The following is a 24,849-nucleotide window of genomic DNA, read 5'->3' as shown; positions in this document are numbered from 1 at the left end:
CCCTAAAAAAGTTACTAAATTATTTAATCAAGAAATTGAATTTATCCATATTCTTCAAAGCGATACCTGTCCCACGAACAACCGCTCTCAACGGATCTTCTGCTACGAAAACTGGTAATCCGGTTTTTCTATGGATACGATCTGCTAAACCTCTCAACAAAGCACCACCACCAGCTAGATAAATACCAGTTTTGTAAATATCAGCAGCCAATTCTGGAGGCGTTAAAGAAAGTGTTTCCATCACGGCATCTTCGATGCGGATGATAGATTTATCTAGAGCTTTAGCAATCTCTTTGTAGTTAACCATAATTTCTTTTGGCTTACCTGTGATCAAGTCACGACCTTGCACCGGAATATCCTCGATGTCAACATCCAACTCTTCAACAGCAGACCCAACTTCAATCTTCACACGTTCAGCCGTTCTTTCACCGATATATAAATTATGGTGCGTTCTCAAATAATAAGCAATATCACTTGTGAAAACATCACCTGCAATTTTCACAGATTTGTCACAAACAATACCACCAAGCGCCACAACAGCAATTTCCGTTGTACCACCACCTATATCGATAACCATATTACCTTCAGGTTTTTGCACATCAATACCAACACCAATCGCGGCCGCCATTGGCTCATAGATCAATCTAACTTCTTTTGCATTTACTTTTTGCGCAGAGTCACGAACCGCACGTTTTTCAACTTCCGTAATTCCTGATGGAATACAGATTACGATTCTCAAAGCAGGTTGAAATAACTTCCCTTTAATACCAGGAATTTGTTTAATAAACTCTTTAATCATGTGCTCAGAAGCATGAAAATCAGCAATAACCCCATCCTTCAAAGGACGAATAGTTTTGATATCCTCATGTGTTTTCCCCTGCATATGCTTCGCTTGTTCTCCAACAGCGATTGGCTTACCACTTTGTCTTTCGATTGCCACTATTGATGGCTGATCTATGACTATTTTATTATTGTGAATTATTAATGTATTTGCCGTCCCTAAGTCAATCGCAATTTCTTGCGTAAACATATCTAATAAACCCATTTTCTACCTGTCTATTTTAATTTACAAAGATATAAATTTAACGTGAGTTTAGTGATTTTATCTCTACTCAAAAAGGTTAAAGTTTTATTAAAATCAAAAAACTTATCCACAAACACTGACGAAAAATCAATTAACTTTCGGTAACTTCTGAAAACAAGCACTTTAGGCTTTATTAAAACTGAGCATTATCATAGACCAAGTCACTCGCTATCACTACCAATATTCATTTTAAAAGCTTAACTTTGCGCCAGCTAAAATGAATCAGAATAAGGACATTTCAAAGACGTCAAATTTTGCAGTATTAAGCGTTAGCTACGAAAAAGCAGACGCCGAAACACGTGGTAAATTTGCGTTTTTTGATGAGCATATCAAATCTTTTGTCAACCAAATTCACGAACAGAATTTTGGCGACGCATTCGTTGTATCCACCTGTAACCGTACCGAAATCTACACGACAACTGCTAATTATTTGCTAATTGCAGAACAATATTGTAAAACCATTGGTGTTAATCTTTCCGAATTTTTGCAGTATGTTAACATTATCCAAAGAGAAGACGCGGTTTTGCATCTTTTCCGTGTGGCTGCAGGTCTCGAAAGTCAGATTATTGGTGATTTCGAAATTGTGTCACAGATTAAAAACGCTTACAACCGATTCAAAAAATATAAAGGAACTTCTAACCCTTATCTGGAACGTGCGATTAATTCGGCGATTCAGATTTCTAAAAGAATTAAAACCGAAACTGGCATTAGCAATGGCGCAGCATCTGTATCTTACGCTGCTGTACATTATATTTTGAATCATGTTAATAATGTTTCGGACAAAAATATTTTACTACTTGGCGTTGGCGAAATTGGACAAAACACCATCGAAAACATGGTTAAACATGTCTATCAACCCAAAATAAAAATCGCCAACCGTTCTTTCGAAAAGGCTGAGAAAATTGCAGAAAAACATAATATTCAGCAAATTGCATTTGACGATTTCCCAGAAGAATTAAAGAAAACCGACATCTTAATTGTCGCAACAGGTGCACAAAAATTTATTGTAAATCCTGACAACTTCCCAGCTGACAAAGAAATGCTGGTAATTGACTTATCGATCCCGAATAACGTTGCAAAAGAAATCGGAAATTTAGAAAAAGTTGATCTTATCGATGTTGACCAATTATCTCAACAGATTTCGGAAACGATGGAGCAACGTAAAAAGGAAATCCCAAAGGCTGAAGCGATCATTAAAGAAATGAGCAAAGACTTCACCGAATGGGAACGCAAGCGAAAATTTGCACCGAGCATCAACAATTTCAAAAACTCTTTGAAACAAATCGAATCTCACGAGCTTCATAATATCCACAAACGTCATCAATATGCAAAGGTTGAAGACATGGAGCTTTCTGATAAATTAATACAGAAAATAACCAATCGATTCGCCAAATACATTTTGGAAAATCCTTGGAAAGCCGATGAAGTTTCAAAATTAATGGAGGAGATTTTAGTCCTTCACAACCCCAAAAAGCAGAACAATGACGACGATAAAAATAGGAACTAGAAATAGTCCACTTGCTTTATGGCAAGCCAATGAAGTGGCTGCTAAACTACAAGCTATTGGTCACACGACCGAGATCGTCCCAATTGTTTCGTCTGGTGATAAAAACCTTACGCAGCCTTTGTATGCGATGGGCATTACTGGGGTTTTTACAAAAGATTTAGACATCGCTTTACTTAATAAAGACATCGACATCGCAGTACATTCGCTTAAAGACGTACCAACGCAATTACCGACTGGAACGCAGATTAGTGCAGTTTTGGAAAGAGATTTCCCGCAAGATGTTTTGGTGAGAAAAACAGATGCAAAAGATAAAGACCTTAAAGATCTTAAAATCGCAACAAGCAGTTTGAGAAGACGTGCTTTTTGGTCGCATACATTCCATAATACAGAGTTTGCAGACATTAGAGGTAACGTACAAACTCGTCTCAAAAAGCTAGAAGATGGCGTTGCCGACGCAACATTATTTTCTTTGGCAGGTCTTAAAAGAATGGAACTTGATATTGACTTCGAAGAAGTTGATTTCCTTTTACAAGCGCCATCGCAAGGTGTTGTTTGTATTGCAAATCGTGCAGAAGATATTGATTTAACTCAAGTTTTAAAACAGATTAATCACGACGCCACACAAAAATGCATCCAGATCGAACGTGAGTTTTTAAGAACTTTGGAAGGTGGTTGTACCGCGCCGATCGGAGCGCACGCTGAGTTTATCGGTGATAAAATAAGATTCCAAGGGAGACTTTGTTCTCTGGATGGAAAAGATTGCATCAACGTTGATGAAACTATCGACTGGAATCCTGAACAGAACTTCGGAGCAGAAATCGCAAGACAAGTCTTAGAAAGAGGTGGAAAAGACATGATGCTTCTTATAAAATCTCAAATTAAACTTTAATTTTAAAAGTCAAAAACAATGCGCCTATTGTTAACCAAACATATCAATGACGCAGACATTTCCAAATTAGGAGATGATATTGTTGTGGACTTTGTGGATGTTATTAGCATCGAAAACCTTAATTTCGAAACTGAAAACATCAACGATAAAGCTTTGATTTTTACAAGCATTAACGCTGTTAAAAGTTTTTTTAATAACGAAACTTCTAAGCAATTAACACCAAAAAATCCGATCTATTGTGTTGGAGAGCAATCTCAATTTTTTTTAGCACAAAAAGGTTTTAATGTTGTTAAAACTGAAAAGAACGCAGAAGAACTTTCTATTTATTTTATTAAAGAAAATAAAAATGAAACTTATCTTCATTTTTGTGCTGACATTGCTTTAGAAAAGCTTTCGGAAACCTTTAAAAATTTAGAAAAAGATTATAAAAAAATTGTTTCGTACAAGACAAAACTAACGGAACCAATATATAATAAAGATTTTGACGCCGTTGCATTTTTTAGTCCAAGTGGCGTCAGAAGTTTTACTACAAATAACACTTTGGAAGGAAAAACGATATTTTCAATTGGCGATACAACAACCAACGAAATTAAAAATTGGACTTCCGAGAAGATTTTGACTAGCGATAAAAATACTATCGAAGATCTACTAAATCTGATTCGCGACTACGCATCAGACAAAAAATAAAGAATATGATTAAAAACGATTTATATCTAAGAGCTCTGAAAGGCGAAATTGTTGAAAGACCGCCAGTGTGGATGATGCGTCAAGCGGGAAGATATCTTCCAGAATTTATCGAATTGCGCAACCAGTACGATTTTTTCACACGTTGTCAAACGCCAGAATTGGCTGCAGAAATCACCGTGCAACCTATCAGAAGATTTCCGTTGGATGCTGCAATTTTGTTTTCGGACATTTTGGTAGTTCCACAAGCGATGGGTATCGATTTCAAAATGAAAGAATCTGTTGGGCCTTGGCTAGACAATCCTATCAGAACTAAAGAGCAAGTTGATGCGATCGAAGTTCCGGATGTTGATGATACTTTAGATTACGTTTTTGACGCCATCGAATTGACTTTACAAAAACTTGATAATGAGATTCCGTTAATTGGATTTGCGGGAAGTCCGTGGACGATTCTTTGTTATTGTGTGGAAGGAAAAGGTTCTAAAGCTTTTGATATTGCAAAATCTTTTTGTTTTACAAATCCAGAAGCTGCACATTCTTTACTTCAAAAGATTACAGATACAACCATTGCTTATCTAAAACGTAAAGTTGAAAAAGGTGTTTCTGCAGTACAGATTTTTGATTCTTGGGGCGGAATGCTTTCTCCTGCAGATTATCAAGAATTCTCTTGGCAATATATCAATCAAATCGTTGAAGAACTTAGCTTGGTTTCTCCAGTTGTAGTTTTCGGAAAAGGATGTTGGTTTGCATTAGAAGAAATGTCAAAATCTAAAGCGTCTGGTTTGGGTGTTGACTGGACGATAACGCCAGAAATTGCAAGACAATTGACAAAAAACAATATCACATTACAAGGTAACTTCGATCCAGCAAGATTGCATTCTTCACCAGAAATTATCAGAAAAATGGTACATGAGATGATTAATCGTTTTGGGAAAGATAAATACATCGCCAACCTTGGCCATGGTATTCTACCAAATATTCCGGTAGAAAATGCGGAAGCATTTATCCGCGCTGTTGTAGAATGGAAACCATAAAAATAGAAAAACCCGAAGCTTTGCTTCGGGTTTTATTTTAGTTCTTTTTTCTTGCTGTTGGCTCTACAGCTGCTTTTCCATTTTCTTTAGCTCTTGCATTAGCTTTAGCTTGTTCTGATGAACCTGCGTCAAACATTTTTAAAGGCTGAACAATTGTCTCTTGCTTTGTCTTTTCTTTTTTAGGCTTAATAGAAGCTTTTTTCGCTTCTCTCATGTCGGCACTACCTTGCACAGATTGTGCACTCATCAAAGCAACACCGCCAACAAGAAGCATTGCGGTTAGTAAAACTTTTTTCATAACAATTTTTTTGATTTAGTGACAACTAAATAACGAAATTATTTTGAATAAAAACAATTTTCATTTTATTTTAACATTTTTTAACTTATTGCAAAATAAAGTAAATCGTATTTATTAACTATTTTAAAATAATTCTGTACAATAATACAATATTGGATTATTATATAAAAAGACAATCCTCGGAGCTACGCTTCCGAGGATTGTCAAATCAAAAACTACTCTAATAACTTACTCAACTTTCTCTATTTTTCTAGACCCTTCTTGCTTCGCAGGTTCAGCCTCTTGTAGCATTGGTTGATTTGTCGCTTTTTCTTTATTCAATTTACTCTTTAGCTTTTTGTCGTTCGTGATAATACTTTTATCACTTTCCTTCTTCGTCGTTGCTGGATTTTCTTCTGTCAACTTCGGCGTCGTTTGCACTTCCTCAACAGCAGTGACTTCTGTAGTTTTAGCTTTCTTTGTTTCTGTAGTTTGCGCACTCACTGCCACCATTCCGCCAGTCATAAAAAGTGCTGCGAAAAATAACTTTTTCATAAATATTCGTCTAGTGTTACAAACCTTAAACGCCGAAATATTTCCCAATAATATTTAGAAATCAAAAATTTAATACATTTTAAAACACTTTAAGAAAGCTTATGAAAATAAATTATTTCTCCAAAACTTTTCTTAATTTTTCTACGAAAACATAGGTTGCTGGGCAGATTAGCGTATTCTTCAAAGTCAAATTATTGATTTGATAAATCTTCTTTCGATTCGTGTGCGGATACTCGCGACAGGCTTTTGGACGCACATCGTAGATGCTGCATTTATTATCATTTGGATCCAAGAAAAAACAAGGCGTCGATTGCAAAACCCAATCTTGATCTTCATCAACACGCAAAAATTTCGTTTCAAAATCCGAAATCTTCATGCGCAAATGCTTCGCGATTCGCTCTTTATCTTTTTCTGTAAAAAGCGGTCCTGTCGTTTTACAACAATTCGCACAAGACAGACAATCGATTTCCTCAAAAGTCTCTTCATGCGTATCTTCCACAACATAATCGAGGTTTTTCGGTGGCTTTTTCTTTAGTTGCTCCAAGAATTTTTTATGTTCTTTTGACTTTTGCTCCGCCAATTTTTTATAATGTTCAATTTCCAAAACCGAATTTTAAGGCTACAAAATTACATAATTTTTTGGGCGCCATTTCCAGCTTTCGCTACTCGCTGTCTCTCGCCAAAGCAAATCCCGCCCGAGAGACGAGCTCAAACAGGCCGCTCAATCTGGGGCGCAGATAGCACTCCGAATTTCATTTAATGATAAAAATCAAAGAAAGTACTAATAACCAATCCATTATAAATCCTAACTTTGTTAATATGAAAGCTTTAGAAACAAGAACTGATATCGAAGAACTCGTAGACAAATTTTATGATAAAGTTGTTATCGATGACACAATCGGATTTTTCTTCACAGACATTGCACAAATCGATCTCAAAAAACATCTACCCAAAATGTACAACTTCTGGGAAAGCATCCTTTTAGGGAATTCCGTGTACGACGGCAATCCGATGCGTGTCCATTTCCCACTCAATCATGTTGTTGCTTTAGAAGAACATCATTTTGATCGTTGGCTTGCATTGTGGCAAGAGACTTTAGAAGAAAATTTTGAAGGCCAAAATGTAGCGACAGCCCTACTTCGTGCACAAAATATTGCACGTATCATGTCTTATAAGATGAAAATCGCGCGCTCCTAGAGATGCGGATTCATTTGCATATCGAGAAAATCTGTAAACATATGGAACAACAATCCAACACCTAAAATCCTAATATTTCCTTTAAAAAAAAGCATCAAAATATAAACGCCAATCGGCACATAACCATGAAACAAATGGAAACCAACACTTCCTCTGTTCGGGTCAAAAATCGGCGTTGCAAAAAGATGATCTACGTCGACCAACATTGTCAACAACATTAGGAAATAAGCTTTCTTCCCATCTTTCCGAAAAAATAGCCACGCCAACGCAATCGGAAAAATAAGATGCAAAAAATAATGAATGATCGGACGTGCAATTTCCATTAGATAATGCCTTTTAGATAATCTTGACGTAAATTTTCGTTCAACTTTTCGATAGCGTAACGCAAACAAGTACGAGGCATTTCTTTATAATGTAGATTCAGAAAATCCAGAAGTTCTTGCTCATTTTTACCGCCCATTTCGCGAAGCAACCAGCCATTAGCTTTATGCATCAAATCGTGTGGATGTTTTAGATTTCGAACAACAAATTCTTTTGTCAACTCAAACTCACCTTTTTTAATGTAGTGCATCGTCCCAACAACTGCAATGCGCTTATGCCACATTTCATCGGACTTTGATAGCTTTCGCAATAATTCTGGTTGATCATTTTCGAAAGCGAATCTTCCTAAAATTTTGTAACACGTACTGTCCACCAAATCCCAATTGTTTACAAATTCTAGATTATTAAGATAGAAATCGACCACTTCTTGCTGAACAGTTTTATCTTTTTTAGCTTTCTCAAATTTAAGAACCAACATCAACAAAGCCGTCAAACGTTCTTCGTGATATTTGGAGGACAACAATTGTTTTAATTCTTTTAAACTAATTTTTTCGTAGAAAGCTTTGGCAACCATGCGTTGATCCGGAACTTTTACGCCCAAAAACAAATCGCCTTCGCCATATTCTCCTTCGCCAGTTTTAAAAAACCTAGGGAAAAATTCCTTCTTTTCAGGAATTGCTAAATCCTGCAAAGCTGCGCTTATATCTTCAACAATCATCATTTTTTTAATCCAAATTTAGTTGCTTTTGGAACTCCTCCAAATACATTGCGATATGTCGTCCATCCATTAATCCATGATGCGCTTCAACAGAAATTGGCATCATCTTTCGACCATTTTTTTCAGAAAATTTACCAAAGACAATTCTCGGAATACTTTCTTTATTATTAACATTCGCAGGATGCAAAATCGAAGTGAATTGATGCCACGGAAACGTCGAATGCCTTATTAAGTTTAAATCCAAATCATCATTGCTAAGTCTAAGTCCTTCTGATTCTTGCACAGCTTTTATTTCACTTTGTAAAGCTTCATTAAAGGTTTTAAAATCGTTAGAAAAGTCCATAAAAGCAAAACCAAAAGTTCCGTCTTCTCTTGCAATCGTCGATCCAGCATGGATTACATCATATTGAAAAACTTTGTCGTTGTCGATTCTCAATTTAAAAGCATCAACTTTATTAACCGCGACCATCGACTTATGAAGATAGTGCGCAAAGAACGATTCATTTCTATCTTTTGCTAACCTAAAAGTTTCGGTACAATCGACTTCGGTCACAATACCAAACGACGGCATATCCATATTCGAAAACAAATTGAAATGCTCTTTGCGATTCCAAGTTTCGATATTAATTTCAGACTTCATTTAATGCAAATTTTCAGAGATTTGTTCATCTTGCAATTCTTCTTCAGTTGCAATTTTCTTAGGATTTGCCATCTTACCAATACTTAAGCCTTGTACAATAATCGAGAAAACAACTACGCAATATGTGATACTTAATATAATCGTGCTGTATTCACTCTTCGGTATAGACATCGCCAACGCAATGGAAACACCGCCGCGAATACCGCCCCAAACCAAAACTTTAACCGTTTGTGGTGTAAACCTCGATTTAAAAGACATAAATTGCGTCGGCCCCCAAATCGATATAAATCTTGCAATCAATACAATTACAATAGCGATAAGGCCTGGAATCATGTAATGATCTAAATCTTTTATCATTAATAATTCGAAGCCGATAAATAGGAATAGAACAGCGTTTAAGATTTCGTCAATAAGCTCCCAAAATTTAATTAAATAATCTTGGGTGATGGATTTCATTTTGAAATTTTTATTAAAATTCCCCATAAACAATCCTGCCGCAACCATCGTCAACGGACCCGAAATATGTAATTGTTTTGCAATAAGATAACCTCCCATAACTACGGACAATGTCACCAAAACAGAGATAATATAATCATCCACTTCGCGCATTAATCTCGATGTGAAATACCCCAAAAGTACACCCAGCAACATACCGCCACCAGCTTCTTTCATCAATAATACAGCAATACTTTCAGCCGTAATATCAATATCGACACCAGTCGCTAACTGCAACAACACCGCAAAAAACACAACTGCCATACCATCATTAAATAAGGATTCACCAGCAACTTTAGTCTCTAATGATTTTGAAACATTAGCTTGTTTTAAAATACTTAAAACAGCAACTGGATCGGTTGGAGAAATTAAAGCACCAAAAACCAAACAATACAGCAAAGGCATTTCGATACCGACCAAAGGCAAAATATAAAACACGCCAAAACCTACAATAAAGGTAGAAATTACAACGCCGACTGTGGAAAAAACAACAACGGGCCAAATTTGCTCTTTTAGATCATTAATGTTGATGTGGATTCCTCCTGCAAAGAGTAGAAAATTTAGCATCGCTCCCATAAGAACTTCCGTGAAATTGATGCTATTCATAAGGTCGTGAAGATGACCAAAAGTCCGAGGTAGAACCGCCTCACCAAAAAATACTAAAAATATAGAAACGGCAATCGCAATTACCATGATACCGATCGTGCTCGGTAATTTTAAGAATCGATAATTAATGTAAGAAAATATCGAAGCCAGTACAATTAAGACTGAGAATGAGTAATATAACTCCATTTATTTGTTTTAAATTAAATTCTATTCTGGGGCATAACCCACCACGTTAATGTATATTTTTTCGCCATCTTTTTCCCAAATATCCATCATCCCGTCTTTGGTTGATTTTGAAGAACGTTTATAATTTTGAAAAGGGACTTTCAGAAGGTTCAGCAAGACATATTCTTCGCCAACCGTGTTAACGAGATATGGAGAATACTCTTTGTTACCCTCGCCAGAGGTAAGAACTGTCGCAGAAATCATCCTGAACTTTTGTATCGTCCAGACGAATTTGTTTTGATTTTTTTCTTGTTCATAACATTGCAAAAGTATCAGCAAAACCTCAAGATTAGTCGGCGCTTTGAAGTGTAAATCTTCACCAATTTTTATCGCTTCTTTAAAATCCCGTTGCTGAAATTTTTCACGAAACTTGCTAAAGTTCGGATTCATTTCTTCAAGGTGATGATCTGTAAATTTGGAGCCGTAATACAAATTAAAAGCTTCTGTACTGTCGATAGACTGCGGCATTCCTCGGAATTTGAACAACAATCTTTCGTAATAATAAGGTGACTCTTTGTCTTGGACATTTTTTTTGATTTCAGAAAAATCAATTTTATTTTGACCAAAAGCAAAACCTCCTAAAATTAGAAATCCTAGAAAGAATAAGCTTTTGATAAAGTTTAGTTTTAAATTATTCTTCATCTTCATCCTCAAAATATTCGAACAAGAAATCGTTGTATGGGAAGCGCGAGATATGAATTTTCATCACCTCATCATAGATCATTTTTTTCATCTCCGAAAAATTCTCTTTTGTCAATGCAGAAATGAAAACCGTTGGATATTTCGATTTTGCCATCCACGTTTTTTTCCATTCTTCTAAAGAGATATTTTTGCGTGTTGACGGCGTTAGATCATCATCTTCTTTTTTCTCGTAAGAAAAATCATCAATTTTGTTAAACACCATAATCATTGGTTTTTGATGCGCATTAATCTCCATCAAAATCTGATTAACCGATGCGATATGATCTTCGAAACTTTCGTGCGAAATATCCACAACATGAATTAACAAATCCGCCTCACGAACCTCATCCAAAGTTGACTTAAAAGACTCCACCAATTGCGTAGGTAGTTTTCTGATAAACCCAACAGTGTCTGTCAAAAGGAAAGGCAAATTGCCGATGACAACCTTTCTCACAGTCGTGTCTAGCGTCGCAAACAATTTGTTCTCAGCAAACACTTCCGACTTCGAAAGTGCATTCATCAAAGTTGATTTTCCAACATTGGTATAACCCACCAAAGCAGCACGCACAACCTTTCCGCGGTTGTTGCGTTGCGTCGCCATTTGCTTGTCGATGGTTTTTAATTTTTCTTTTAGCAAAGTAATTCGGTCACGGATAATACGTCTATCGGTTTCGATTTCCGTTTCTCCTGGACCACGCATCCCAATCCCCCCTTTTTGTCTTTCGAGGTGGGTCCACATTCTGGTCAATCGTGGTAAAAGATATTGATACTGAGCTAATTCCACTTGCGTTCTCGCATAAGACGTCTGTGCTCTTTGTGCAAAAATATCGAGGATAAGATTGGTTCTGTCAAGGATTTTAACTTCAATTTCGCGTTCAAGATTTTTAAGCTGAGAAGGCGAAAGTTCGTCATCGAAAATTACGGTTCCGATTTCATTTTCTTTAACATAAGCTTTTATCTCTTCAGCTTTTCCGCTCCCAACAAAAGTTTTAGAATCTGGCTGAGTCAATTTTTGGGTAAAACGTTTTTCGACAGTTGCACCCGCCGTATACGCCAAAAACTCTAACTCATCCATATATTCTTGAAGTTTTTCTTCGTCTTGATCTCTGGTTACAAGTCCTACCAATACGGCTTTTTCGTATTGATGTGTTTTTTTATCTAGCATTAAATATGTATCTTTTTGTAAGTTTCACAAGATAGTTTTTTTGAATAAAAAATGCAAAAAACAAAGCTTATTTTTTTTTATTAATTTTAAAAATTATGAAGCCTATAGATTTTGAAATTTTATTGGATCATTTGCAAAATGTTTTGAAACTCGAACTAAACAATGAAGATTCTAGCAGAGTTTGTTTTGCTTTTGAAAATGAAGAATTGAGAGATGATTTTAAAATCTCTTTTACAACAAATGATGCAGAATTATATTTAATTAAAATCAAAAACTATTGCGATAAAACCTCATCTACAAAGGATTTTATTATAAATAAAAACTCCAAAATACCTCTACCGAAAACCGCAGAACTATTTTGGAATGTTACTAAATTTGATACAAAAAACTAAGAAACCAAAGTTGCTGTCAAGGTTTTTTCGAAACTAAAAGCAACACTTACTGGGCAAGTTTCTTTTGCCTTCGCAGCAATTTTTTGAAACTCTTCATCCGAAATCCCTGGAACTTTTGCTGTTAAAGTCAACTCGGATCTTGCAATTTTTCCATCTTCGAACACGACTACAGATGTCGTCTCTAAACTTTCTGGCACATAACCAGCTTCTGTCAAATCTGCGGAAGTTTTCATGGTGAAACATCCTGCATGTGCTGCTGCCAAAAGCTCTTCAGGGTTTGTTCCAATCCCATCTTCGAATCTACTTTTGAAAGAATATTGCGTGGTATCTAAAACTTTACTGGCAGTTGTCAAATGACCACTTCCCTCTTTTACGGTGCCGGTCCATACGGCTGTTGCTTGTCTTTTCATACTATTTTGTTTTAAGGTTAATCCCAATCAGCAGCTACAAATTCCATGACAATTTTGTCGTTTTGATATAATTTTAAGAAATGTCCCTCAATTTTATAACGATTAACAGTGCCTAATTCGTTTCTGAAAACATATTCTAAAACATCAGAATCGATACATTTTTTAGAAGAATTTTCTTTGGTTTTAAATTTAATTTTATCTGCGTTAACTTGATGCACTCCAACTAAAAAGTCGCCACAACCAAGATTGGCTTTCCTGCCAGAATATTGCGTCAGATCTAGCTGCACTTTATTTTTTATTAATTTTTCTTTAGTAAAACCTGTAATAGACGTTAACATCCATTGTCGTTCTAACTCGGTGGGTAAGTTCTGTTTGGAAATCAAAACCTTACAATTTAAAAGAATGAATAAAGGGATGAGAAAAAGAAAATATTTTGATTTTACAAGTTTCATTTCAGCTAAAATTTGGGTTAAACATCATTTTAACACTCTAAAATTAAGACTTTATAGAATAAATTGAGTAAATTAGCCAGCAAAAATTTTACTCTATGAAAAGAATATTTTTAGCACTTACTTTTCTTTTGAGTTTTGCTCAGATGAGAGCAGACGAAGGAATGTGGCTATTAATGCTTATCAAGCGTCTTAATGGCGTTGACATGCAAAAAGAAGGCCTAAAATTGACGCCTGAAGAAATCTATTCGGTTAACAACTCAAGTCTTAAAGACGCTATTGTACAATTCGGTGGTGGATGTACGGCAGAAGTTGTATCTAAAGAAGGTTTATTATTCACTAACCACCATTGTGGATACGGTAACATCGCAGCGCTTTCTACACCAGAAAAAGACTATTTAACAAATGGTTTTTGGGCAATGAAGAGAAGTGAAGAACTTCCTGCTAAAGGTCTTTCTGTACGATTCTTAGTAAGAATGGATGATGCTACACAAAGAATTACTTCTAAATTGAATAACAACATGTCTGCTGAAGATAGAAAAAAAGTTATCGATGCAGAATATAAAGCAATCCAAGCTGAAAACAGCGAAAACGGAAAATATACGGTAATCGTAAGAGATTTCTTTAACGGTAACGAGTTCTATTATTTCGTATATCAAGACTACAAAGACGTTAGATTAGTTGGTACGCCTCCTAACTCATTAGGAAAATTCGGTGGAGATACAGACAACTGGGAGTGGCCAAGACATACTGCAGATTTCTCAGTATTCAGAATTTATTCTGATGCTAGTGGAAACCCAGCAGAATACTCTCTTAACAACGTTCCGTTAAAGCCTAAGCATTCTTTACCTGTTTCTCTTAAAGGATACAAGCCTGGTGATTTTGCAATGATCATGGGTTATCCAGGCAGAACTAACCGTTATTTAACATCTTATGGTATTAAGCAAATGGTAGAAAAAGACTATCCAGCTTGGGTAGAAGCTTCTAAAGTTGCTATGGATGTTATGAAAAAATACATGGACAAAGACCAAGCTGTTAAGTTAGGTTATGCGTCTCAATATGCATCTGTCGCTAACTATTGGAAAAACAGACAAGGCACAATTGATGCTGTTATCAAAAACGGAACAATTGCTGACAAACAAAAAGTAGAGCAAGCTTACTCGCAATGGGCGGCTATGCCAGATAATAACGCAACGTACTTCGGAGTTCTTCCTAACATCGATGCTTATTACAAACAAGTTTCTAACAGAAATGTTGAAAGAAACTACATGTCTCAACTTTCGAGAAACGCTAAATATGTGAGTATTGCTGCATCTTTAGGAAGCATGTTCAAAACTTATGCTGACCAAGATGACAACGGAAAAGCTCAAATGAAGCAAAAGGTAACTGACGCTATCAATAGAATGTACGAAACTTTCAATCCTCAATTGGAAGGTAATATGTTAACAGCGATGTTTAACCTTTATCAATTAAGAGTTAACAAAGAAGTTGCATCTCCTACAATTATGAAGACTGACATCCCTTCTCTTGCGAATGTAGCGTTTGCTTCTATCTTTGCTAACAAAGATTCTGCTATGAAATTCTTAAACAACCCAGATAGATTAGCTATCGATGCGGATCCACTTAAGAAAATCGCTGACGGTATCGTTACTGAACAAAAATTAGCTAGTGAGACTTACGAGAAAGTAGATGATAATTTTGCTAACAACACAAGATTATTCTTAGACGGATTGAGAAAATCTCAACCTAACAAAAGCTTCTATCCAGATGCTAATTCAACAATGAGATTAACTTATGGATCTATCGATACACTTCCAAAAAGAGCTGATAGAAACTACAAAGGCATCAAAGAAAACTACTACACAACTATCGATGGTATGGTTGCTAAGTATAAAAAAGGAGATGAAGAATTTGATCTTCCTACAAAATTGATCAGCCAAGCTAAGAAAAAAGATTTCGGTCAATATGCTGACAAAGACGGTAACCTATACGTTAACTTCTTATCAAACAACGACATTACAGGTGGTAACTCTGGATCTCCAATCTTAGACGCTAACGGTCACCTAATCGGACTTGCTTTCGATGGTAACAGTGAAGCTTTGAGCGGTGATATCGTTTTCGAACCAGAATTACAGAGAACCATCAATGTTGATGCAAGATTTGTACTTTGGGTAATTGACAAATTCTCTGGCGCTGGTCACCTTATCAGCGAAATGGAACTTTCTAAATAATCCTTACAGATTTATAAATATTAAAGAGACGCTAAATTTAGCGTCTCTTTTTTTTGCATCTTTTTTCAAAAAATTGTATTTTGTGACAAATAGAATTTCGATGAAGCTCAAACTGCACTGGACTCACATTTTCCCGATTTTAGCATGGATATATTATTTTACGGGAATCACAGATAACAACGGCTGGTTCAGTTTAATAGGAGCCGTGTTACTCATAACATGTGTTTTGTCGGCAGTTCATCATGCCGAAGTTGTCGCGTTAAAAGTCGGCGAGCCATTCGGAACCATCATTCTTGCTCTAGCTATCACCATTATTGAAGTTGCTCTTATTATATCACTTATGATTGCAGGAGGCGATTCTGCAGTTACTTTAGCGCGTGACACCGTTTTTGCTGCCATTATGTTAATCTTAAATGGAATTCTCGGCGCATGTCTTTTGGTGGGTGGCGCAAAGTTTCATGAGCAATATTTTGCAAGATCTTCCGCCAATACTGCTTTGGTAAGTTTAGTTGCGATTTTGGTTTTGACTTTAGTTCTCCCAAATTATACAACAAGTATTAACGCTCCATTGTTTAACAATGCGCAGTTAATATTCTTTGCGATAGCATCACTTATCATCTATGGTACTTTCCTGATGGTGCAAACGGTACGTCATCGTAACTATTTTCTAGCAGAGGGTGAAGGCGAACATGATAATGTTGTTCCGCCAACTAATACTAATACCATTGTTAGTTTGGTTTATCTCTTAATTTGTCTCGGAATTGTTGTACTAATGGCGAAAGCGCTTTCTCCAAAAATTGAAGAAATTGTGCACAATGCTGGAGCTCCCAAATCGCTAGTCGGCGTTATTATTGCAGCTGTTGTGCTCCTACCAGAAGGCGTTGCCGCGATAAAAGCAGCACGAAGAAATCATTTGCAAACCAGCCTTAATCTTGCTTTGGGTTCTGCTTTAGCAAGTATTGGACTTACAATTCCTGCTGTTGCTATTGTTTGTTTAATCTACGATTTCCCATTGGTGCTCGGACTTGACATCAAATCGATGGTATTGATGGCATTATCCTTATATATTGTAATGCTCTCGCTAAATCGAGGAAAAACCAATGTTTTATACGGTGTTGTGCTTCTCGTGGTGTTAATGGCTTATATTTTCACTGTAATTGTACCCTAAAGATGAGTTACAAAAGTTTTGAAACCGAAAGACTTATTCTAAAACCAACAGATTTAGAAGATGTAGATTTTATTTTTGAATTGATGAACTCCCTAAAATGGATTGAATATATCGGCGACCGAAACATCAAAACAAAAGAGGATGCTAAGCAATACATCATCGATCGACATATTCCTAATTTTGAAAAAAATGGTTTTGGAAGTTATACTTTAATTTTAAAAGAAAACGGAAACAAAATTGGTTCGAGTGGACTTTTTAAAAGAGAAGCTCTTGAGGTTGCCGATATCGGATTTGCATTTCTTGACGGCTTTGACGGCAAAGGTTATGGTTACGAATCTTCTATGAAAATCTTAGAAGTTGCAAAATCTGAATTTGGATTAAAAAAAGTATCAGCAATTACACTTCCTACTAATATTGCATCTCAAAAACTTATCGAAAAACTGGGTCTGAGTTATCAAAAAATGGTAAAACCTTTTGCGGATGACGATGATGAATTGATGTACTACGAAATGGAGTTGTAGTTTTTATTAAAATAAATTCTACTGTTTCAAAATCTTCTAAGAACGCCGAATCTGCGTGAGGGCGAAGCGCATTGTTGGAGCTCTTTGTTGTGGTGGTTGAGCGGAGTCTAAGTCACCACAACAAAAGCGACTGCGCGGAGACCGACCCGCTTGTTTTGGCGGCTGGGAAACTTCATAGGTTTTTTTGAAAACCTATGAAGTTGTAGTCAATGGAAAACAAAGGGGCACGCCCAAATTTTAAAATTCTAAAATCTGCGCGGCGTGGTCTTTGGTTTTTACTTTTTCGATAACTTCGGTACAAATGGAATTTTCGTCAAACACAAAAGTCGTTCTGACAATACCCATAAATTCCCGTCCCATAAATTTCTTAAGCTGCCAAACCCCAAATTTTTCGATAATATCGTGGCTTTCATCAGCTAACAAATCGAAAGGCAATTCGTTTTTAGTAGCGAAATTTAATTGACGTTTTTCGGAATCGGCACTAACGCCAAGTAATTGATAACCTTGCTTTTTTAGCACCGAATAATTGTCGCGAAGATTACAAACTTCTGCCGTACAACCTGGCGTACTTGCCTTTGGATAAAAGAAAACAACTAATTTTTTGCCTTTAAGATCGGAAGACTTAATTATTTTACCATTTTGATTTTTGGCTTCGAACTCTGGAAGCGCATCACCTACATTCAACATTTCTTTTTTGTGTAAATTTACGTCCAATATGACAAAAAAACAAAGAGCCCAAATCGTCTTGGACGAATTGGAAAAATTATACCCTGTGCAACCAATCCCGTTGCACCACACCGATGCATTCACGCTTTTAGTAGCCGTTGCTTTGTCTGCGCAAACAACAGACAAAAAGGTTAACGAAATTTCGCCAGCCTTGTTTGAAGTTGCAGGAACGCCGCAGCGCATGGCAAAATTGGAAGAATGGGAAATAAAAGAACTCATCAAAGAAATCGGCCTCAGCAATACCAAAGCGAAAAACTTAAAAAAAATGTCTGAGCTTTTGTTAGAACGCCATAACGGCGAAGTTCCGCAAACTTTTGAGGAGCTAGAAGCTTTACCAGGCGTGGGACATAAAACGGCGTCGGTTGTTATGAGCCAAGCTTTCGGAGTTCCAGCTTTTCCTGTCGATACACACATCCACCGCCTTATGAAACAGTGGAAATTGACGGAAGGAAAAAATGTTGTGCAAACTGAAAAGGACGCCAAAAAACTTTGGCCAGAAAATACTTGGAACAAACTGCATCTTCAGATTATTTTCTATGGTAGAGAATATTCGCCAGCACGAGGAAAAGGGGAAAAAGATTTTATCACGAAAATGCTTTTTGAAAAGTAAAAGTCCAGAGGCGCCGAATCGGAGATTCGGCGCCTCTGGATTATAACATCAATTATTTATTTTTGTTTTTTAGACCAAAGATTCATTTTTCGATCTAAGACATCTAATGGCAAACAACCTTGGCTAAGCACTTCATCATGGAAAGTCGCAATATTAAACTTCTTACCCAATTGTTTTTGGTATTTGTCGCGAAGTTCACGGATTTTTAGTGCACCAATTTTATAACTTAAAGCTTGACCGGGCATCGCCATATAACGTTCCACTTCTGCAATTGCACCAGCTTCGTCATAAGCAACATTACTCAAAAAGTATTTAATAGCTTCCTCACGATTCATTTGACCTGTATGCAAACCTGTATCAATCACCAAACGTACGGCACGTAACATTTCGTCACTTAAAGAACCCATTTTTTGGTAAGGATCGGTATAAAGTCCAAACTCAGGACCCAAAGATTCGCAGTACAATGCCCAACCTTCTCCATAAGCGCCTAACCATCCAAATCGCATGAATTTCGGTAACTTAGTATTTTCTTGTTGTAATGAAACTTGGTAATGATGCCCTGGAATCGCTTCGTGCAAGAATAAAGATTCCATTCCAGAAGTTACATTGAACTTTTTAGGATCAGGAATCGGAATATAAAAAATACCTGGACGTTTGCCATCTGGCGTACCTTGGATATATTCTGCACTCGCACTCGCTTCACGGAACTTTTCGGTTTGACGAATTTCGAAAGGTGTTTTCGGTGTTACATTAAACATCGTCTGGAGCTGTGGTGTGATTTTATCCAAAATTGATTGAAAACCTTCCAAAATCTCTTTCGACGTTTTGTAAGGCATTGCCTTCGGATCTTGTTTTACAAAGGTTAAAAATTCTTCCAAACTTCCTTTGAAACCAACTTTATTTTTAACAACATCCATTTCTTTACGGATTCGTTCCACTTCTTTAAGACCTAAAGCATGGATATCTTCTGGTGTTTTGTCGGTTGTTGTCCAACTTTTAACATAGTATTTATAAATATTATCGCCAGAAGGAAGCGCATTGTAACCGTCTGTCAATCTAGCTTTCGGAAGATATTCATCTTTTAAAAACGTATGCATTTTTATGTACGCAGGGACAATTTTACTTTTAATAGCTTCCTGATAAAGTTTAGCGTATTTATTAGCAGAAACAGGTTTAAAGTTCTGTGGTAAATTTTTAATCGGCCCAAAGAAAATATTTTTATTAAAATCTAAAGTATTAATCTCCTCAGCCGCCATTTGATCAATCATTTTAACAACCAAAGATTTTGGAAGAACAACGCCTTTTGACATCCCTGTTCTGAAATTTGTAATCGCCGCATCCATCCATAGCGGAAACTGATCCATACGCTTTAACCAATTTTCGTAATCCAATTCGGTTTTGAAAGGTTGACTGCCTTTCCCACTTCCGAACAACGGAAACTCCAACGGCAATCCAGAGAATTGCGTGAACGGAATATATTCTGGATGATAAACATAGCGCTCCACCTTATCTTTTAGTGTCGCATCTAGCACATCATACACCACTTTATCTTCATCCGAAAGTCCATCATAATCGACTTGCTTAAGCTGTTTTTGTACATCATTATAAAACGAAATTTCTTTAGAAATAAATTCTGGTGCTATATTAATCGGCAATTGATCATTGTACAAGCTATCACCTTGTGCTGTGGACTCCAAAGGATACATCTTGAGATATTCCTCATAATATTTATCAGCGATGTCATTTAGGTTAGATCCTTTATTAGGTTGATCTTGAACTTTTTGCACAGGCGAATCATTCTTTTTGCAAGAACTCGCAGCAACTAGTATCAAAACACCAAGGCTTATGTTAATTAGTATCTTCTTCATATTTCAAATTGGACTTATAGCTAACAAAATTAACGAAATCTCATAACTTTTCAATTATAACAATTGATGTAAAATTTTAAAACAAAAATTTTCCCAATTAAATCAATTTTTTATCTTTGTTCTAATACAATAATCAATTTAAAAACAAACAACATTAGTAAACCTTACAATGAAAGGGCTATTAAAAATTTATCATCCGGATGAAACTTTAAAATATCACATCCAGAACACGTATTGCAAAGCAGTCTACAACAATTCGTTAAACACTTTGGAAGTTGAAATAATTACGGATGACTCTCTGGATCATGTAGATGACGATTCGCTTCAGTACAATTTTCCACAATTGTCGTTCAAGGTTTCCGACTTTCCAATTAACTCCGAAAATCTTCAAAATCAAAGTTTTAAAATCGATGATAACGACGATGTAGTCTATACGGAAGTTGATCTGTTCGACGACGAAGATGCTTATCTTTATGAAAATGAATTAAGCTTTGACCTTAACGAAAATGGTGAGTTACAACTTTTTTGGGAAGGTGAGATAGATGACTTCTACACAGGTAGCGACGAGACGATTCCATTTAAGCTAAAATGTCATTTCAAACAAGATGACATCGAAGTTGATGATTAGTCGATAATTTAACCTAATAATATAAAACCTATCTAACTCGTTATAGTAACAATTTATAACGACAGATAGGCTTTTCTGTAATAAAACCAAAAGTAAATGTATCAAGATCTAGACGACATAGTATTTGAAGACCGACATAAAGCTTACGGCGCTTATGCTTTTCGTAAACATTATGAGCATACACTTACGAAGGCTTTATTATTAGGAGTTTCCGTATTTTTGTTATTGTTTTTATTGTTCTTTTCAGGAGTAAAAGCCCCCAATGACAAAAAAGATGAGCACGAAGATATGGTACAAATGGATGTTACCAATATGCTCATAAACTTCGGAGACAACACCAACGGAAAAGGCATCGAAGAACCGAAGAAATCAGAATCTAGCCCTGCTCCACTTATTGAAAAACATCAGGAAGAGATTGCGGAAGTAGAAAAACCAAGCATCGAAAAGGCTGACAAACCAATTCCTGAAAATACTGTCCCTGTCCCAACACGAGAAAAAGCGGTTGTTGTTACACCAAAAGCGTCTAAAGCTGATAAAAAAGCGAAAACAAATACGACGTCTACAACAGTTGCTAAATCTGATGCCGCACCAAAAACAAAAGGTCCGATAAAGAAAGAAGGCGGAACTGGCGATGGACGAGGTAACGCTGCAATTGGAAACCTACTTGCAGGTCGAGGTAAAAAAGGATCAAGCCAAGGTACAGGCTCTGGTAGCGGAAATGCAGGAGATCCACTTGGCGGCGCAGGAGATGGCGATAGCAAAATTGGTGTTGATAGAAAATTGGTTGGATTTATCCCTGGAACCATGGGACGTGGTGGCGCACAACCAAAACATGATTGCTCTGGCTCTGGTAGCATAACTATTGCCTACACAGTTGACAAAGCTGGAAATGTTATTTCAGCATCGCGTGCTGGCGGCGTTTCGGATCCATGTGTTGTGTCGACTTCTATTAAATGGGTGAAGCAATATGTGAAAGCGGAAAAATCTTCTGTTTCATCAAAAGGAACCTATAAAATCGTGTTTTAAATTTCTTTAAAACCTAATAAAAACCTAACTTTAACGTCATAAAATTTTTAAAATCAAATGGCAGACAAACATATTTCTGTATTAGAATTTCTTTTTGGTGGTGGACTTATTGAGACACTTATCGTTATCATTTTATTTCTTATCGGATTGGCGGTATGTTACTTCTTTGTAGTTCGTGTTTTAAAACTTAATAAAGAAAATAAAGTTGATCCTTATTTGATTAAAAATATTAATGACATGCTCAGCGAAGCGCGTATTGATGCAGCTATTGATTTTTGTAGAAGAGATGATTCTCCCGAAGCACGTTGTATAGAAAAAGGACTTTCGCGTGTTGGTCGACCGATCAGTGAAATTTCTAACGCGATGGAAACTCAAGCGCAGGTTGAAGTTCATTATGCTGAAAAATACGTTAATTATTTAGCAAGTTTTTCTGGTATTGCGCCTATTTTGGGAAGTATCGGAAGTGTCATTGCAATTGCTTCTATTTTTTCTGGGATGAGTCATAACTCTATTGATTCTCAACAAGTGATGTCAGCAGCTTTCTATAAAGCTTTATCTCCAGCTTTGGTTGGATTAATTGTTGGGTTTTTAGCCTACATTTTTAATAATTATTTAGTAGCTAAAATCGATTATATGGTGATGAAAATTCAATACCATACCAACGAATTTTTAGACGTTATTAACAAGCCTGCATAAGATGAATTTCCGCAGAAAAACCAGAGCTTTAACCGGAATTCCTGTTGGGATGTACATCGTCCTTGCCTTATTGGTGATTAGTTTGTTTTGGGCAAATTCTAGATTCACACATCCCGAAGCTAGCATACCCAATGCGGCTATTGACAGTCTTGTGGTTGCGCCTGAAACTCTAGCTGAAGAACCTGAAATAGACAGTCTTTCAAAACCTGAAATTTACGTTCCTGATGTTGCTGTACAGCCTATCGATACTGTTGTCACAAAACCTAGCGCCAAAGAAGAACCTCTTATAACAAAGGAAGACGAAAATGTCGCAAAGCAAAAGAAAGAGGATTTAAAAACTAAAAAGGAGGAAGACAAAAAATCTAAAGAGCCTAAGAAAACGAAAATCGGTACAGAACGAAAACTAACAGCCTTTATCCCAGGAACTATGGGTAAAGCAGGAAAGTTGCCGACTAATAATTGCAAAGCTAAAGGCGAATTAAGTATGTATATTACTGTGGACGAAGCCGGAAATGTGACTTCTGCTGGTCGCAACAAGGGAATTTCGGATCCATGTGCGGTTACTGCCGCTGTTATTTGGTTGAAGAAATACGTGAAAGCGGAGAAAAAAACCAACGAAACATCAACAGGAACTTACATCATTAAGTTTTAAATTTTTATTAAACTTTTGAATCTTTATCAATCTAAAGATTCTCAGCATTACTTTTACACCATACTTAAAGAATTATGTCGTTAAAATCTCCTAAAGAATTTACAGAACGAAACTATCAAGATGCCATCGATTGGTTGTTTGCGCAAGTTCCCAACTATCAACGTGATGGACAATCTGCCTACAAACCAGGTTTACAAAACATTACCAAACTCTGCGAGCATTTCGGAAATCCTCAAGACAGCCTAAAATGCATCCACATTGGCGGAACCAACGGCAAAGGTTCGACGAGTAATATGTTAGCTTCCATTCTTCAAGAATCTGCTTACAAAGTCGGACTTTACAATTCACCACATTTAATCCATTTTACAGAACGCATTAAAGTTGACGGAAAACAATGTGACAAGCATTTTGTATATGAGATGATTCTGAAATTACAAGAGCTTCCTGACGAGATTCAGCCATCTTTTTTTGAATTTACAACCATTATGGCATTTGAGTTTTTTAAACGTCAAAGTGTCGATTATGCGATAATTGAAGTTGGTCTGGGTGGACGACTGGACGCTACCAATATTATTAAATCTTTGGTGAGCGCTATTACAAATGTACAGTTAGATCATCAAAATGTTTTGGGTGAGACAATCGAAGAAATCGCATTCGAAAAGGCAGGCATTATTAAAGCTAATATTCCAATAATTTCTGGTGATGAAAATCCAATTGTCAAAGATATCATCAAAAATAAGGCTTTAGAAGTTGGCGCAATGTATATCGACGCAACAGAATTAAATATCGACTATCCATCGGACTTACAAGGTATTTATCAAGCGAAAAATAAAAAGGTAGTGTTTGCGATTGTTGAAGAATTAAAAAAACTTGGATTAAACATAACAGAAGAAAATATCCGTGAAGGCTTTCTTAATGTTCATAAAAATACTGGTTTTATTGGACGTTGGTTTATTTTCGCCGAAAAACCGTTGACAATTTGCGATACAGGACATAACCAAGCGGGATTAGAGCAAGTTTTTGCCCAACTTAATAGTTTTCCACAAAAAAAACATATTGTTTTAGGCTTTGTTAATGACAAAAAAATAGATGAAGTCATGAAAATTCTTCCAGAAAACTCGACTTATTATTTTGTAAAACCTGCGATACATCGTGGTCGACACCCAGAAGATTATAAAAATCTATTAGAAGAAGCGAAAAATTTTTATAAAATTTTTGACAATGTACAAGACGGCTATCTTGCTGCAAAACAAGAAGCTACAGAAAACGAAATTATTTTTATTGGTGGAAGTAACTTTGTTGTAGGAGAATTTTTAGAAAAAAATTTGGAGAGTAAAGAATAAGTTGTATATTTGCACCACTCAAAACGAGAAAATAAATCTCGAAAAGAGGGT

At 36.3% G+C, this 24,849-nt stretch carries 29 protein-coding genes; 15 read left to right on the top strand and 14 right to left on the bottom strand.

What is annotated here, in order from left to right; all coding sequences use genetic code 11:
- Positions 1 to 19: 19 nt before the first annotated feature.
- Complete coding sequence (locus AC23MB_RS10570) at positions 20 to 1,045, bottom strand: rod shape-determining protein (RefSeq protein WP_079666444.1); 1,026 nt, start codon at positions 1,043 to 1,045, stop codon at positions 20 to 22.
- A 256-nt stretch (positions 1,046 to 1,301) separates the two neighbouring features.
- On the opposite strand from AC23MB_RS10570, the gene hemA reads away from it, so the two are divergent.
- From hemA to hemE, 4 genes are read left to right on the top strand one after another with little or no spacing between them, the layout of a single operon-like run.
- Positions 1,302 to 2,591: a glutamyl-tRNA reductase gene (gene hemA, locus AC23MB_RS10565; RefSeq protein ID WP_313030981.1), complete on the top strand. Its 1,290-nt coding sequence runs from the start codon at positions 1,302 to 1,304 to the stop codon at positions 2,589 to 2,591.
- Positions 2,566 to 3,480, top strand: a complete 915-nt coding sequence (hemC, locus tag AC23MB_RS10560) for a hydroxymethylbilane synthase (RefSeq protein ID WP_313030984.1) — start codon at positions 2,566 to 2,568, stop codon at positions 3,478 to 3,480. The genes hemA and hemC overlap by 26 nt, the downstream gene beginning before the upstream one ends.
- 18 nt (positions 3,481 to 3,498) lie before the next feature.
- Entirely contained in the window at positions 3,499 to 4,167 is a 669-nt protein-coding gene (locus AC23MB_RS10555) for a uroporphyrinogen-III synthase (RefSeq protein WP_313030988.1), read from the top strand.
- A 5-nt stretch (positions 4,168 to 4,172) separates the two neighbouring features.
- On the top strand, positions 4,173 to 5,198 hold the full coding sequence (gene hemE / locus AC23MB_RS10550; RefSeq protein ID WP_313030991.1) for a uroporphyrinogen decarboxylase: 1,026 nt from the start codon (positions 4,173 to 4,175) through the stop codon (positions 5,196 to 5,198).
- Between the two features lie 37 nt (positions 5,199 to 5,235).
- Here hemE and AC23MB_RS10545 read toward each other — a convergent pair whose 3' ends face one another.
- The 3 genes from AC23MB_RS10545 to AC23MB_RS10535 form a co-directional block, all read right to left on the bottom strand.
- Entirely contained in the window at positions 5,236 to 5,496 is a 261-nt protein-coding gene (locus AC23MB_RS10545; protein WP_313030994.1) for a hypothetical protein, read from the bottom strand.
- 228 nt (positions 5,497 to 5,724) lie between these two features.
- On the bottom strand, positions 5,725 to 6,030 hold the full coding sequence (locus AC23MB_RS10540; RefSeq protein ID WP_374329268.1) for a hypothetical protein: 306 nt from the start codon (positions 6,028 to 6,030) through the stop codon (positions 5,725 to 5,727).
- A 112-nt stretch (positions 6,031 to 6,142) separates the two neighbouring features.
- On the bottom strand, positions 6,143 to 6,634 hold the full coding sequence (locus AC23MB_RS10535) for a YkgJ family cysteine cluster protein (protein ID WP_487787213.1): 492 nt from the start codon (positions 6,632 to 6,634) through the stop codon (positions 6,143 to 6,145).
- 215 nt (positions 6,635 to 6,849) lie between these two features.
- Between AC23MB_RS10535 and AC23MB_RS10530 the strand changes: the two genes are divergently transcribed.
- Positions 6,850 to 7,227, top strand: coding sequence for a group III truncated hemoglobin (locus AC23MB_RS10530; RefSeq protein ID WP_313031064.1), 378 nt, complete (start codon positions 6,850 to 6,852; stop codon positions 7,225 to 7,227).
- On the opposite strand, the gene AC23MB_RS10525 is transcribed toward AC23MB_RS10530, so the two are convergent.
- From AC23MB_RS10525 to hflX, 6 genes are read right to left on the bottom strand one after another with little or no spacing between them, the layout of a single operon-like run.
- Positions 7,224 to 7,550, bottom strand: a complete 327-nt coding sequence (locus AC23MB_RS10525) for a DUF6122 family protein (protein ID WP_313031006.1) — start codon at positions 7,548 to 7,550, stop codon at positions 7,224 to 7,226. The two genes, AC23MB_RS10530 and AC23MB_RS10525, sit on opposite strands and share 4 nt — an antisense overlap.
- A complete protein-coding gene (locus AC23MB_RS10520) occupies positions 7,550 to 8,266 on the bottom strand; it encodes a DNA alkylation repair protein (RefSeq protein ID WP_487787221.1) in 717 nt (238 codons plus the stop codon). Before AC23MB_RS10520 ends, AC23MB_RS10525 begins: the two co-directional genes overlap by 1 nt.
- A gap of 7 nt (positions 8,267 to 8,273) precedes the next feature.
- Positions 8,274 to 8,906 carry a CatA-like O-acetyltransferase gene (locus AC23MB_RS10515; RefSeq protein ID WP_487787212.1) on the bottom strand — a complete coding sequence of 211 codons (633 nt, stop codon included), beginning with the start codon at positions 8,904 to 8,906 and terminating at the stop codon, positions 8,274 to 8,276.
- Positions 8,907 to 10,193, bottom strand: coding sequence for a cation:proton antiporter (locus AC23MB_RS10510; RefSeq protein ID WP_487787211.1), 1,287 nt, complete (start codon positions 10,191 to 10,193; stop codon positions 8,907 to 8,909).
- 21 nt (positions 10,194 to 10,214) lie between these two features.
- Positions 10,215 to 10,874, bottom strand: a complete 660-nt coding sequence (locus AC23MB_RS10505) for a DUF4919 domain-containing protein (RefSeq protein ID WP_312322123.1) — start codon at positions 10,872 to 10,874, stop codon at positions 10,215 to 10,217.
- Positions 10,864 to 12,078, bottom strand: a complete 1,215-nt coding sequence (hflX, locus tag AC23MB_RS10500; RefSeq protein ID WP_312322122.1) for a GTPase HflX — start codon at positions 12,076 to 12,078, stop codon at positions 10,864 to 10,866. The genes AC23MB_RS10505 and hflX overlap by 11 nt, the downstream gene beginning before the upstream one ends.
- A gap of 95 nt (positions 12,079 to 12,173) precedes the next feature.
- Here hflX and AC23MB_RS10495 point away from each other — a divergent pair, with 95 nt between their 5' ends.
- On the top strand, positions 12,174 to 12,470 hold the full coding sequence (locus tag AC23MB_RS10495) for a hypothetical protein (protein ID WP_312322120.1): 297 nt from the start codon (positions 12,174 to 12,176) through the stop codon (positions 12,468 to 12,470).
- Here AC23MB_RS10495 and AC23MB_RS10490 read toward each other — a convergent pair.
- Both AC23MB_RS10490 and AC23MB_RS10485 read right to left on the bottom strand, forming a co-directional pair.
- The gene (locus AC23MB_RS10490) at positions 12,467 to 12,880 is read right to left on the bottom strand and encodes an OsmC family peroxiredoxin (protein ID WP_312322118.1); all 414 of its coding nucleotides are present in this window, start codon (positions 12,878 to 12,880) and stop codon (positions 12,467 to 12,469) included. The genes AC23MB_RS10495 and AC23MB_RS10490 overlap by 4 nt on opposite strands.
- A 17-nt stretch (positions 12,881 to 12,897) precedes the next feature.
- A complete protein-coding gene (locus AC23MB_RS10485) occupies positions 12,898 to 13,263 on the bottom strand; it encodes an META domain-containing protein (protein WP_312322117.1) in 366 nt (121 codons plus the stop codon).
- A 164-nt stretch (positions 13,264 to 13,427) separates the two neighbouring features.
- On the opposite strand from AC23MB_RS10485, the gene AC23MB_RS10480 reads away from it, so the two are divergent.
- The 3 genes from AC23MB_RS10480 to AC23MB_RS10470 all read left to right on the top strand — a co-directional run bounded on the left by AC23MB_RS10480 (position 13,428) and on the right by AC23MB_RS10470 (position 17,249).
- Positions 13,428 to 15,560: a S46 family peptidase gene (locus AC23MB_RS10480; protein WP_312322116.1), complete on the top strand. Its 2,133-nt coding sequence runs from the start codon at positions 13,428 to 13,430 to the stop codon at positions 15,558 to 15,560.
- Between the two features lie 100 nt (positions 15,561 to 15,660).
- Entirely contained in the window at positions 15,661 to 16,728 is a 1,068-nt protein-coding gene (locus AC23MB_RS10475) for a calcium:cation antiporter (protein ID WP_312322115.1), read from the top strand.
- Positions 16,729 to 16,730: 2 nt separating this feature from the next.
- The gene (locus tag AC23MB_RS10470) at positions 16,731 to 17,249 is read left to right on the top strand and encodes a GNAT family N-acetyltransferase (protein WP_313031030.1); all 519 of its coding nucleotides are present in this window, start codon (positions 16,731 to 16,733) and stop codon (positions 17,247 to 17,249) included.
- Positions 17,250 to 17,486: 237 nt separating this feature from the next.
- On the opposite strand, the gene bcp is transcribed toward AC23MB_RS10470, so the two are convergent.
- Positions 17,487 to 17,936: a thioredoxin-dependent thiol peroxidase gene (gene bcp, locus AC23MB_RS10465; RefSeq protein WP_374329264.1), complete on the bottom strand. Its 450-nt coding sequence runs from the start codon at positions 17,934 to 17,936 to the stop codon at positions 17,487 to 17,489.
- A 28-nt stretch (positions 17,937 to 17,964) separates the two neighbouring features.
- Between bcp and nth the strand changes: the two genes are divergently transcribed.
- On the top strand, positions 17,965 to 18,585 hold the full coding sequence (gene nth, locus AC23MB_RS10460) for an endonuclease III (RefSeq protein ID WP_313031037.1): 621 nt from the start codon (positions 17,965 to 17,967) through the stop codon (positions 18,583 to 18,585).
- Between the two features lie 56 nt (positions 18,586 to 18,641).
- Here the strand turns inward: nth and AC23MB_RS10455 are convergent, their stop codons facing one another.
- Positions 18,642 to 20,453, bottom strand: a complete 1,812-nt coding sequence (locus tag AC23MB_RS10455) for a DUF885 domain-containing protein (RefSeq protein ID WP_313031040.1) — start codon at positions 20,451 to 20,453, stop codon at positions 18,642 to 18,644.
- A gap of 169 nt (positions 20,454 to 20,622) precedes the next feature.
- Here AC23MB_RS10455 and AC23MB_RS10450 point away from each other — a divergent pair, with 169 nt between their 5' ends.
- The 5 genes from AC23MB_RS10450 to AC23MB_RS10430 all read left to right on the top strand — a co-directional run bounded on the left by AC23MB_RS10450 (position 20,623) and on the right by AC23MB_RS10430 (position 24,798).
- On the top strand, positions 20,623 to 21,081 hold the full coding sequence (locus tag AC23MB_RS10450; RefSeq protein ID WP_079666422.1) for a hypothetical protein: 459 nt from the start codon (positions 20,623 to 20,625) through the stop codon (positions 21,079 to 21,081).
- A gap of 96 nt (positions 21,082 to 21,177) precedes the next feature.
- Positions 21,178 to 22,107, top strand: a complete 930-nt coding sequence (locus tag AC23MB_RS10445) for a ferric siderophore ABC transporter substrate-binding protein (RefSeq protein WP_487787210.1) — start codon at positions 21,178 to 21,180, stop codon at positions 22,105 to 22,107.
- Positions 22,108 to 22,164: 57 nt separating this feature from the next.
- The gene (locus AC23MB_RS10440; RefSeq protein ID WP_431412186.1) at positions 22,165 to 22,803 is read left to right on the top strand and encodes a MotA/TolQ/ExbB proton channel family protein; all 639 of its coding nucleotides are present in this window, start codon (positions 22,165 to 22,167) and stop codon (positions 22,801 to 22,803) included.
- Position 22,804: 1 nt separating this feature from the next.
- On the top strand, positions 22,805 to 23,455 hold the full coding sequence (locus tag AC23MB_RS10435; protein ID WP_312323590.1) for a hypothetical protein: 651 nt from the start codon (positions 22,805 to 22,807) through the stop codon (positions 23,453 to 23,455).
- A gap of 74 nt (positions 23,456 to 23,529) precedes the next feature.
- A complete protein-coding gene (locus AC23MB_RS10430) occupies positions 23,530 to 24,798 on the top strand; it encodes a bifunctional folylpolyglutamate synthase/dihydrofolate synthase (RefSeq protein ID WP_374329263.1) in 1,269 nt (422 codons plus the stop codon).
- Positions 24,799 to 24,849 lie beyond the last annotated feature (51 nt).

The organism is Soonwooa sp. T0.1_25 (genome assembly GCF_057652215.1).
This window is presented reverse-complemented; position numbering and strand designations above follow the sequence as displayed.

Coding starts and splice junctions, on each gene's coding strand:
- AC23MB_RS10570 (WP_079666444.1), bottom strand. CDS start 1,045: ATGGGTTTATTAGATATGTTTACGCAAGAAATTGCGATTGACTTAGGG.
- hemA (WP_313030981.1), top strand. CDS start 1,302: ATGAATCAGAATAAGGACATTTCAAAGACGTCAAATTTTGCAGTATTA.
- hemC (WP_313030984.1), top strand. CDS start 2,566: ATGACGACGATAAAAATAGGAACTAGAAATAGTCCACTTGCTTTATGG.
- AC23MB_RS10555 (WP_313030988.1), top strand. CDS start 3,499: ATGCGCCTATTGTTAACCAAACATATCAATGACGCAGACATTTCCAAA.
- hemE (WP_313030991.1), top strand. CDS start 4,173: ATGATTAAAAACGATTTATATCTAAGAGCTCTGAAAGGCGAAATTGTT.
- AC23MB_RS10545 (WP_313030994.1), bottom strand. CDS start 5,496: ATGAAAAAAGTTTTACTAACCGCAATGCTTCTTGTTGGCGGTGTTGCT.
- AC23MB_RS10540 (WP_374329268.1), bottom strand. CDS start 6,030: ATGAAAAAGTTATTTTTCGCAGCACTTTTTATGACTGGCGGAATGGTG.
- AC23MB_RS10530 (WP_313031064.1), top strand. CDS start 6,850: ATGAAAGCTTTAGAAACAAGAACTGATATCGAAGAACTCGTAGACAAA.
- AC23MB_RS10525 (WP_313031006.1), bottom strand. CDS start 7,550: ATGGAAATTGCACGTCCGATCATTCATTATTTTTTGCATCTTATTTTT.
- AC23MB_RS10520 (WP_487787221.1), bottom strand. CDS start 8,266: ATGATTGTTGAAGATATAAGCGCAGCTTTGCAGGATTTAGCAATTCCT.
- AC23MB_RS10515 (WP_487787212.1), bottom strand. CDS start 8,906: ATGAAGTCTGAAATTAATATCGAAACTTGGAATCGCAAAGAGCATTTC.
- AC23MB_RS10510 (WP_487787211.1), bottom strand. CDS start 10,193: ATGGAGTTATATTACTCATTCTCAGTCTTAATTGTACTGGCTTCGATA.
- AC23MB_RS10505 (WP_312322123.1), bottom strand. CDS start 10,874: ATGAAGAATAATTTAAAACTAAACTTTATCAAAAGCTTATTCTTTCTA.
- hflX (WP_312322122.1), bottom strand. CDS start 12,078: ATGCTAGATAAAAAAACACATCAATACGAAAAAGCCGTATTGGTAGGA.
- AC23MB_RS10495 (WP_312322120.1), top strand. CDS start 12,174: ATGAAGCCTATAGATTTTGAAATTTTATTGGATCATTTGCAAAATGTT.
- AC23MB_RS10490 (WP_312322118.1), bottom strand. CDS start 12,880: ATGAAAAGACAAGCAACAGCCGTATGGACCGGCACCGTAAAAGAGGGA.
- AC23MB_RS10480 (WP_312322116.1), top strand. CDS start 13,428: ATGAAAAGAATATTTTTAGCACTTACTTTTCTTTTGAGTTTTGCTCAG.
- AC23MB_RS10475 (WP_312322115.1), top strand. CDS start 15,661: ATGAAGCTCAAACTGCACTGGACTCACATTTTCCCGATTTTAGCATGG.
- AC23MB_RS10470 (WP_313031030.1), top strand. CDS start 16,731: ATGAGTTACAAAAGTTTTGAAACCGAAAGACTTATTCTAAAACCAACA.
- bcp (WP_374329264.1), bottom strand. CDS start 17,936: ATGTTGAATGTAGGTGATGCGCTTCCAGAGTTCGAAGCCAAAAATCAA.
- nth (WP_313031037.1), top strand. CDS start 17,965: ATGACAAAAAAACAAAGAGCCCAAATCGTCTTGGACGAATTGGAAAAA.
- AC23MB_RS10455 (WP_313031040.1), bottom strand. CDS start 20,453: ATGAAGAAGATACTAATTAACATAAGCCTTGGTGTTTTGATACTAGTT.
- AC23MB_RS10450 (WP_079666422.1), top strand. CDS start 20,623: ATGAAAGGGCTATTAAAAATTTATCATCCGGATGAAACTTTAAAATAT.
- AC23MB_RS10445 (WP_487787210.1), top strand. CDS start 21,178: ATGTATCAAGATCTAGACGACATAGTATTTGAAGACCGACATAAAGCT.
- AC23MB_RS10440 (WP_431412186.1), top strand. CDS start 22,165: ATGGCAGACAAACATATTTCTGTATTAGAATTTCTTTTTGGTGGTGGA.
- AC23MB_RS10435 (WP_312323590.1), top strand. CDS start 22,805: ATGAATTTCCGCAGAAAAACCAGAGCTTTAACCGGAATTCCTGTTGGG.
- AC23MB_RS10430 (WP_374329263.1), top strand. CDS start 23,530: ATGTCGTTAAAATCTCCTAAAGAATTTACAGAACGAAACTATCAAGAT.